Origin of the sequence: Phytobacter massiliensis JC163, assembly GCF_000321045.1 — a bacterium.
GTDB classification, from domain to species: domain Bacteria; phylum Pseudomonadota; class Gammaproteobacteria; order Enterobacterales; family Enterobacteriaceae; genus Phytobacter_A; species Phytobacter_A massiliensis.
On sequence record NZ_HE578952.1, the window covers coordinates 13,183 to 18,530 of the forward strand.

The window sequence follows — 5,348 nt, forward strand, 5'->3', positions numbered from 1 at the left end:
AGAAAGCGATTCGGGTGGACACGGTATTTATTACCACGTTGCTTTTTACGATTTGCAGGCATCCAATCATCTCACGCCCTTCCCGAACTCCGTTGATTTCATGGCTGAGGAGCTTGGCCAGATTATCGATAAACAGGCGGATAAACTCTTTATTGTGAATACGGGCAATATTCGTATGCACACATTATATCTGGATTTGCTTCGTCAGTGGTGGCATACAGGACAGACAGATTTCCCGGTACTGACGGATAATTTTATTTCCAGAGCGGTGTCTTCTGATGTCGCCCGGTTAAAACCACTCTTTCAGCAGTATCCGGAATGCCACGTCCGCTTTGGCAGCCATGACGATGAACAAGCGGGAGAGCAGATTTATCATTATACGGTCCGGAACATACTCACGGCATGGATGAAAGGGGAAACAACCAGGCCACTCTCATTACTGTACTGGCTCACCGGGGAGTTGCCACTGAAAGAACAGGTCCAGAGTGTACGTAAAATGTGTGAAGAGCCCGCGCATAAGTGGGAGTCACTGCTGATATCCTGTGAAGACGCGATGGACAGTCTCGAAACAGAAAAGGAAAAAGAGGATTTCTATAATAACCTGGTTCTGTTTGTCCGGCTCCACCAGTCCGGATGTCGGGGAACCGTCCTTTTTTGTCAGGCGTTCGAAGCCTGGTATGAAAAAGACTACGTCAGCAGTTATATCTGTGTGCATCGTGCCCTGCGTGAGTTCCGAAAAAGTCTTGATGCAATGGCCATTTACGAGAAGGGAAAATGGAAAGGATTTTTCAGTAACGACTGCCTTACCAATGTTCAGCTGACGGTCGAAAATCTGAGAGCTCTGAGAAGTTATATCAGAATCACCCATGAAGAAGAGCCATTTTATGGATGGCAGAAACGTTACCTTATGCCGCAGTCTGAGGGGATCGTGGCGTTGTTGACAAATTTTCACAAACATCTGTCTGATGAAATGTTGGCTGAAAAACTGGAGGAAGTTATCAGTACCGGCCACTAATTCACTTGTTACAGTAATGGCCTCTTTGACAGAGACCATCAATATACAGCTCAGCCAAAAGACGGATTTCTGTATGGTCATGGCTGCATCGACTCCCTGACAGGCATTTTCTGTAGCGTTCAGTCAGGACAGTGCTTTCTGATCGAAGGGGTTTCTGCATTGACTGTAGGAATCCCTTTCTTTGTGTTATATCATTTTTCTCTCATGACTATTAAATACTGACGAAATGCAATCTCAATTTACTCTTGATCCAACAGCATCCGCCAATCTGATGTGTATTTTTGTTTCTACATTTAATCAAAAAAAATCAGGCATTGCTGTTCGTACATAAGCAGTCATTCTAGGGGACATGCTGCATATAAAGGGCCTATCGCCAGATGTTCTCCTTTAGTATCTGCATCTGCATTTCTTGCTTTACGAAATCACCTGCGTCCAACGCTCTTGTATGAGATCCAAGAAGTACCAGAAAAATTTGTTGATGAAATAATAAATCTCACTCGTAAGCAGCCTTTTTAGCTTGAAGCTAGTTTTCCTGCACCTATGCTCTTTTAGTGACATTGTGTGGTTTACTTGCTTACAGGGTTTCTTTCTGCCTCTTCCACTGTATTAAGCACGCATGTGTGCGTGTTAAATCCCGGAGATCCGAAAACCCCCAGAGTCAGAAACGATTCCTGGCTATTGCTTCTTTCACCTTTGACAGCAGTTCGGCATGATTTCCGCTTTGCTCTATATTCTCCAGTCTGCGGCTGATTTGTTCAGCCTCTCCGATAAACTCCCCCGCCTGTGCAAGGCTAAGGGCGCGGTAAAGCCCGGTAGCTGAACTGACGCCGCGATAACGCAGCGTGAGCAGGAGCCTGAGAAAATGTTCATCCTCACGGGTTGTTTCCTTAAACCAAGCTCTGACGTGCTCCAGCCCGCTGATGTCGCGCCATGCCCAGATATAGGAAAGGAATAACTCGCCCTGCTCAAACTGGCAGGTGAAGTTCGGGGCATTCAGCCGTGATGCCAGACGCACCTGTAGTGACACAATATCCTCAGTGCGTAAAATCAAGCGCTGCACATGTTCAGCACGGTCACCGGCCAGGCCATGCATCCAGAGTAGCTGGCGGAAAAAGTCTGCTGTCCAGCGCCAGGCTTTTCCGTTTTCAAGCAGCGGGCCAAGAAAATCAATAAGCGAATAGTCCGTGTCTTCACATATCTTCTGAAGCAGGCGGATGGCCGCACCTTTAGTGTCGAGGTCATCTGGATCAAACCATTCATTGCGGGCAGTATAACGTTCAATGACCTCATCCCCGTGCTCAAAGAAAAAGCCCAGTAATCCGGCACACTGTTCCGTCGTACGTGAGGCGAGAGCGGGCTGGGTCAGCTGGCTGAGTATATGTTCAAACCAGGTCCGGGACGAAATGTTGTTGCTGCTGATGCGGCTCAGCAGTTCTTCAGCCAGAGCGCCATGTTCATCCGGATTTCCGGCCTGACGGAAAAGCTCGGTGAAATAGTCAGGTGGCAATACGTTCTGCGGAGAAGAATAGGCGAAATAGTAGCGCCAGTAGGCGGCACTGCCGAGACGCCGGTTAGCCGTCAGGACGGCTTTTGTGTCATCGTCCGCCTGAACGAACAGCTTCAGGTGCTCCGTTTTATAACCTGATATACCCGGAACCCAGTGGCGCAGTGATGTCGCGGATCTCGCTTCTGATGAGCGAAACAGTGAAAGGTACTGGCCAAGGCTGCTGACCATCTCAGCCTGCTCCGCCTCGCTGACTGTACCGTCTCCGGACTCCACCACAGCTCTTTCGGTCAGATAGTGCTCTGTCCAGTCATACAGATCCGGGTTGACTGTCCGGATGAGCTGCAGAAAGCACAGGTCTGGTAACCAGACGTAATCCCTGAGACCGCTGTAGCGGAAGGCGAGCGCATTAAGCGTCAGCTGAACCTCACGGGGCGTCCTGAGAGCATCACCGTAAATATCCGTGACCCTTCTCAGATCCTGAAGCAGCGCCTCATCGGGTTCAGTCAGGTAGACCGATGTGTACAGCCTGACCACCCCCGCCAAAAACTCCCGGCGCAAATTAAAGCTCTCCGGTCGGGGCAAGCTGAACGACAGCGGGATAATTTTCTGCAGATAGCGTTTGCCGTTCTGCACACCGAGGCCAGTTTCGACCGCATGCGCGAGCACGTCCCGGTCATAGCACATTACATAGCGGAATCGCGAGAAGTCCGCGACCGACCGTACCATACGAAGCACTTCCACCGCCTGCGCAGGCTCCAGACGATCCAGATCGTCAATCACAACGATAAAGCTGACGCCCAGGCCAGCAATTTTACCTTCAATGTCAGCCCGAAGTTCAGCCGCGGTTTTTTCCCGCCCGCTCAGGCCAGTGTCCGCGAGGGCGTCCATGCCGTCGGCGACAAGTCCCAGACCCGGAACAAAATTACCGGCGAACCGGGCCACAGGTGCAAGCCGGCGCGAGGTCTGCTGCGCGTAGTTAAGGATATTCACTGCGAGGGGGGCTGCCTTTCCTGCCTGCGCCACGGCTGACGTATCCAGCTTCGCCAGTCTGGCCGCAATGGTCATCATCAGCGCGTTTACCGGACTTTCATCCGGTGAGTTGACCCAGGGAGAGAAAACCACGATCTGCGTGGTGGCCGGTACCTGAGCTTTCAGGTGGCCTGTCAGGAGATTCAGCAGGCTGGTTTTGCCGGAACCCCACTGCCCTTCAATACCGATCACGGTACTGACATTTTCATCCAGGGCGCTGATGCTGCGGGCCAGCCCCTCAGCTATCGCCGTATATCCGTAACGGTCATCTTCAGCCTTCAGTACCGGTCCTTCAAAGCCGGCGCGGGACAGTGTATTTTCAGTCGCCATCTACAGATCTCCATACAGGCAGCGCAGTCCGGTCAGGGCCTCTGCCAGTGAACCTTCAGCGCATCGCGTGCTGAGCTCCCGGACCAGGGTGTCAAAGGCCTCTGCCGGCATAAAAATCCGCAGCCCGTCGATGCCGAAAAATCCCTCCGGCGTGACGTTTCCCGGGGGGGAGAACATCACGCGCTCACCCTGGTGCCCGTGCGCCAGGGCTTCAGGATGGCGGGCGTACAGTGTGAACAGGCCCAGCAGTTCGGAGAAGGCTTCCCAGCCGTACGGCACCACGAAGTCCTGGCCGGTGATGAGCAGGTGCAGCCGCGGCGTGGTGTACCAGGCGCCCGGGCGCTCGCCGGGATGCTGGCCGTCGGTGCGGATATCAAGGCGCAGGGTGCCGGCTTCAATGGTTTCCGTGACGGCCGTGATCACCGGGCGCAGATCCTGCGCCAGCGCTGTCGCTTTCTGTGTGCTCCAGTCCAGCCCGCGCAGAACCAGCGGGAAGATGGCTTTCAGCCGCGGCAGGGTGAAGATCTCCGCCAGCACGGCGTCCGGCACCTCCGCCAGGCCAAAACAGTCGCTTTCCAGCGGGCGCAGCAGGTCGTTCGGCATACATCTGATCCACCACGGGGCGCAGCGCCGCCAGGAAGGCATCAAATTCCTCCGTCCAGCTTTCCCCGGCCAGGCGGAAAATCCCCTTCAGGTAGTGGCCGTCCACCGGGCGGTCGTTCTCAGCCTGCCAGGCCAGCAGGTCCCGGGTGATGTCCAGCAGGGTGCGCAGGGCCGGGAGTGTGGCCACCCTGTTCCGGCCGCAAATAAAGGCTTCCCGGGCATACGCCAGGATGAAGCGCAGCTCGTCGCGGGAGACGGGCGCGGTGCCGAAGGTCTGGCCGAGAACGATATGCCGGTACAGCTGCCGGACAGTGGCCTGCGGATCGGCAACCAGCTGAAAATAGCCGTCACCGGGCGCGACCGTTTTCAGGCCGTCATCGAGGAAACGTTCGGCCAGGGCATTGACCGAGGTATTTTCGCGACCGGCGCGCACTTTCAGCGCCTCGATCAGCTTTTTGTGAAAACGCAGGTTAAGCTGGCTGAGCATCATCGTTCCTTTCATCTTTGTTTTATCATTTATGCTAACCTAGCATTTATAAAAAGAGCTATAAACTAATCTGTTTTAATGCTGTAATTTGTGATGCGATATGAACTACTGAAAGTGATGACTGTGGTGCTACAGCAACGCCTGACCCTTCTCATTTCAGCGCAGATCCGAAAACCCTGAGTTCCGGATCTGCCTGAACCGCCCCGGCGCGCAGCGGCCCCGTAACACAATATGTAGCGGTGTCACCAGCTGCCAGTAACGCTATATATTGCGTTACTCCCCCTGCTCCGTGACAGCACGATCAGCACCGTAAAACGCCGCTTCGCTTAATCCCTGACCGTGATACACTTCCGGAAAGTTTTCATACGCCAGAAAGT

At 53.7% G+C, this 5,348-nt stretch carries 2 protein-coding genes and 1 pseudogene; 1 reads left to right on the forward strand and 2 read right to left on the reverse strand.

Annotated elements, in window-relative coordinates; translation table 11 throughout:
- Window positions 1-1,015: glycosyl hydrolase 115 family protein (locus ENTHG_RS23100; protein WP_187371659.1), on the forward strand; the 1,015-nt coding region annotated here is incomplete at its 5' end.
- Window positions 1,016-1,673: 658 nt separating this feature from the next.
- Here ENTHG_RS23100 and ENTHG_RS23105 read toward each other — a convergent pair.
- Together ENTHG_RS23105 and pifC are read right to left on the reverse strand one after the other, a co-directional pair.
- The gene (locus tag ENTHG_RS23105; RefSeq protein ID WP_044185812.1) at window positions 1,674-3,881 is read right to left on the reverse strand and encodes a KAP family P-loop NTPase fold protein; all 2,208 of its coding nucleotides are present in this window, start codon (window positions 3,879-3,881) and stop codon (window positions 1,674-1,676) included.
- Window positions 3,882-4,971: pseudogene (gene pifC / locus ENTHG_RS23110) on the reverse strand (transcriptional repressor PifC).
- Between the last annotated feature and the right edge of the window lie 377 nt (window positions 4,972-5,348).